The sequence below is a fragment of the Nitrospira sp. BLG_2 genome, assembly GCF_049222245.1.
In genome coordinates this window covers 1-4,051 of the sequence record NZ_JBLYIG010000516.1, presented here as the reverse complement: position 1 = coordinate 4,051, position 4,051 = coordinate 1, and the positions used below count along the sequence as shown (strand labels likewise).

Sequence of the window (4,051 nt, the reverse complement as noted above, 5' to 3'; positions counted from 1 at the left end):
CGCATGGAACCATACCGGATTCTTAATAGCCGGTTCGTAGCCGAGCCCCTTCTTCGTGATGATATGAAGCAGGACCGGCCCCTTCATCTTCAGCACATTCTCAATCGTGGGAAGGAGATGCTCAAAGTTATGGCCGTCGATGGGCCCACTGTATTGAAACCCCAATTCCTCAAAGAGCAATCCCGGCAGAATCACACCTTTGGCGAGCTCTTCGGCCCGGCGGGCGAGCTTCTGCATGTCGGAGCCGATATGAGGGATCCTACTCAATAGCTGACCGGTCTCTTCACGCACTTTCCCGTAGAACTCACCCGTAATGGTCCGACTCAGATAAGCGGAAATAGCCCCGACGTTTTTTGAGATCGACATTTGATTGTCGTTCAAAATCACCAGAAAATCTTTTCCGAGTCCCCCGGCATGATGCAGCCCTTCCAGCGTCATCCCCGCCGTCATGGCGCCGTCACCGACGACACAGACGACCTTATACTTTTGCCTCAACTGTTCTCTTGCTTCAACCATGCCGAAGGCGGCCGACACACCAGTCCCCGCATGGCCGGCGTTGAATGTATCGTACTCACTCTCCTCCCGCTTACAGAATCCGCTCAATCCTCCGTACTGGCGAAGCGTATGGAACTGCTCACGCCGGCCGGTGAGGAGTTTGTGCGTGTATGACTGATTGCTGGTGTCCCAGACGATTTTATCGGTCGGTGTATCCAGAAGATACTGCAAGGCGACTGTGAGCTCGACAACGCCTAAATTGGAGGCCAGGTGTCCACCCACATTCGAAACGGCTCCGATAATCTGTTCACGAATCTCCCGGCACAATGGCGGAAATTTGTCGGGAGACAACCGCTTCAGATCGGCAGGACTATGGATCGTCTTGAGTATGGACATAGCTAGTCTCCCTTCGTTTGCCCCGTCAGCAACGTGGCCCACACACCACCACCCGCACGGTTCGTTCGGGTGTCAAATTCGGGTGGAGTCTCACACAGGAACCATATGAAGTCAAGCACTTATGAAACATGTCCTGGTAGGTTGCCTCTGTCCTAAACCTCGTGACAAGGGTCGAGACTGCCCGATTGGCGTGGTCACCGGATGGTTCGGTTAGTAAGGAAAATCGAGCCCGGCAAAAATAGCTCCTCCTTCTTTACTGAATCCATAGTCGATCCGACCCACGACATTGGGGCGTATGATCCCTCGAAACCCGATACCCGGTGTAATGCGATAGTCCTTGAAACTCACATTCTTAAACGAGTTGAATACTTGCCCGGTGTCGATGAACGGCGCAATCTCAAAATCCGCTATGACTCCGGCCAGGCGCGTTCGAAGTATATGAATGCGTTCCTCAATACTGAAGGCAATCAGCTGTTTGTCGATGTACCGGTCGACACCAAAACCGCGCAGATTATTTTGCCCACCCAATGAGCTCTGTTCATAAAATGGAACATCCGAGCCGATTGTGGCTTGCAAATCGCCGCGAATGACCAAAATCGCCCGTTTGGATTCACTTGCAAACATCTTTTTGATCTCGAGCCCATACCTGGAATACAGAGGGTCGGCACCCTGATGGAAATTGTAATTGAGCTCCGCATAGGCCGTGATCGCCATCCCATCCGTCGGAGTCACCAGGTTATTCCGCGTGTCATAATGAAAGCTGATCCGCTGGCCCAGAATCGTCGCTCCTTCCACACCCGGGGCCTCGGGAAAGACATCTCCGGAAAAGGGAAGTTCCGTGGCACCCTGTTGGATCGCTTGCATGTGCCGCAATCGTTGACTGACCGCAATTTGCGTGACCTCATTCGCATAGACACCGAATTTCCAGTTCAACCTCGTCTCAGAGGCCGTGTAGTTGGTCTCCTGACTCTCTACAGTGGTCGGACCGAGCCCGAAAAAACGCACGGTGGCATTCTTGAAATGCATGGCACTGAACCCAATACTATACCGACCATTACTGAAACCGGGGTCGACATAGCTCAGCAGGAATTTCCGCTCGATTCGCTCTGTCCACGACGCGATACCTCGGAGTTCCTTTCCACCTGGTTCATACCGGAACAGATTGAGGGTTCCACGGGCGCCAACGATTGAATTATAGACCACCATCGGCGCGACCAAATACTTGAGGTCCCCATCCGGTCCGGTGACCAGAGCAGGGACGATCATCCCAACCTCACTGCCGTCGTTTTTGCTTGTACTGACGGCAGGGATGGGGAAAAACCGCACATCGGCGTGAACGTAGGTGAGCGCAAGAGGGCACAGCCCCCAAAGCAGCAGAAGCGCGGCACCGATAGCAAGGCTACGCATACATGTACTCATGACTCCGCAAACGGCGTTATGGCGCCGTGAGCTTGTCGGATTTTTTGCGAAGCTGATCGACGAGGTCCGAATAGGATGAGGCACGAAGAATCTTCGTAAACTGTCCGCGATAGTTGTTGACCAGGCTGACTCCGTCCACGACGACGTCATAGACCCGCCAATCATCCGACCTATTGATCAAGCGATAATCGAGCGGGATTTCCGTCTTTCCTGACAGCACCTTGGTCCTGACTTCCGCGTAATCTTTCTCCGTTCGTTCATTTAGATACTGCACACCTTCGCCTGAATAGGTTTCGATCTTGTCCGCATACGAATTTGTCAGCAACTTCCGAAAGAGGTCGACGAATTCCTGTTTTTGCTGATCAGTCAGCTGATTCCAGGGAGCTCCAAGTGCCCGTCGGGACATTTCCGTATAGTCAAATCGAGCCTCCACTACTTTCTCCAGCAGGTGCCGACGCTCCTCCGCGTTCTGCGGTTGTTTGAGTTCCTGTTTCCTTACGATGCGAAGCACTTCGTCGATTGTCGTTTTCATGGAATCGGTAGGAGAGCCAGCATAACCAGGTGCCTCCATCACTTCCATGCAAAGTACGATCATGAGCGCCGTGAACCACAAGCTGCCGCCTTTCCACTCAGTCCATGTATTCTTCATCGCTATCATCGCTCCCATACACCAATTGCATGATCTTTTCCGCGACATCAGTCGAATAGATCCGGTTCAGTTGACCTTCCCGTGGACGTACTGACTCACCAACTCCTCAAGGTCAAGGCCTGATTCAGTATCACGAATCATGTCACCCGGCTTCAGAGGATCTCCCCCTCCCCCCGGCGAGAGCGCAAGATACTTTTCTCCGATGATCCCTCGGGTCTTGATCGAAGCGATGGTATCGGAATAGAGTTTCGTCCCATTCTGAACCGCCAGCCTCACCATCGCCCGATCCTCTTTCAGACTGATGGTCTTGACTCGGCCCACCTCAACGCCGGCGACTTCCACAGCCGCTCCGCCTTTCAGCCCTGTGGCAGAATTGAACAGAGCATCCACTTCGTAGACATCTCCACCGATCAGTTCCAACTTACCGAGCTTAATCGAGAGATAGCCCAAACAGACGATCCCGATCAGCACGAACACGCCGACGATCAGCTCTAACTTGCTTTTGTCCATCATGGCGCTCCCTAGTCCGTGTAATCCGCCTTATTCAGCGGTACCGTGCCGCCGACCGAGATGAATTCCCTGATTTCTGGATCGGTTGTCCGTTGCAATTCCGTCGGCTCTGCCATCGCGGCTATTTTTCCACCTTTTAACATCGCGACATAATCGGATATCGCGAATATCTCCGGAATCTGGTGGCTCACCATCACGGCGGTAAACCTGAATCTCCGTTGCATGCTCGTAATGAGATCGTGAATCGATTTGGCCATGAGCGGATCAAGGCCCGTCGTGGGTTCGTCGAAGAGCATAATTTCCGGTTGCATCACCAAGGCGCGTGCCAGGCCGGCGCGCTTCCGCATGCCACCGCTGAGTTCGGCGGGGAACTTGTGTCCCATCCCGGCCAGGCCTACTTGATCCAACTTCTCTTCGACACGGCTGGTGACATCCGAACCTTTCATTCGGAGTCTTTCTCTGAGCGGAAACGCCACGTTTTCGAAGACAGTGAGTGAATCGAACAGCGCCGCCCCCTGAAACAACATCGCGAACCGCTTGCGCACTTCGTTCAGTGCATGGCCATGGAGCCGGGAAATCTCC

General features: G+C 53.5%; 5 protein-coding genes. All 5 read right to left on the bottom strand.

Annotated features, from left to right (window positions below):
- The coding region (locus ACOSYY_RS13935) for a 1-deoxy-D-xylulose-5-phosphate synthase N-terminal domain-containing protein (RefSeq protein WP_421663122.1) at positions 1-891 on the bottom strand (891 nt) is incomplete at its 3' end.
- A 210-nt stretch (positions 892-1,101) separates the two neighbouring features.
- A complete protein-coding gene (locus tag ACOSYY_RS13930) occupies positions 1,102-2,298 on the bottom strand; it encodes a BamA/TamA family outer membrane protein (protein ID WP_421663121.1) in 1,197 nt (398 codons plus the stop codon).
- A gap of 28 nt (positions 2,299-2,326) precedes the next feature.
- Positions 2,327-2,959: an MlaC/ttg2D family ABC transporter substrate-binding protein gene (locus ACOSYY_RS13925; protein WP_421663120.1), complete on the bottom strand. Its 633-nt coding sequence runs from the start codon at positions 2,957-2,959 to the stop codon at positions 2,327-2,329.
- A 66-nt stretch (positions 2,960-3,025) separates the two neighbouring features.
- On the bottom strand, positions 3,026-3,469 hold the full coding sequence (gene mlaD, locus ACOSYY_RS13920) for an outer membrane lipid asymmetry maintenance protein MlaD (RefSeq protein ID WP_526023323.1): 444 nt from the start codon (positions 3,467-3,469) through the stop codon (positions 3,026-3,028).
- An 11-nt stretch (positions 3,470-3,480) separates the two neighbouring features.
- Positions 3,481-4,051, bottom strand: a 571-nt coding sequence (locus tag ACOSYY_RS13915) for an ABC transporter ATP-binding protein (protein WP_421663118.1), incomplete at its 5' end; no start/stop codon positions are given.

What these genes read in the sequence shown, in the direction of transcription:
- mlaD (WP_526023323.1), bottom strand. Translation starts at nt 3,469, where the DNA reads ATGGACAAAAGCAAGTTAGAGCTGATCGTCGGCGTGTTCGTGCTGATC.
- ACOSYY_RS13930 (WP_421663121.1), bottom strand. Translation starts at nt 2,298, where the DNA reads ATGCGTAGCCTTGCTATCGGTGCCGCGCTTCTGCTGCTTTGGGGGCTG.
- ACOSYY_RS13925 (WP_421663120.1), bottom strand. Translation starts at nt 2,959, where the DNA reads ATGAAGAATACATGGACTGAGTGGAAAGGCGGCAGCTTGTGGTTCACG.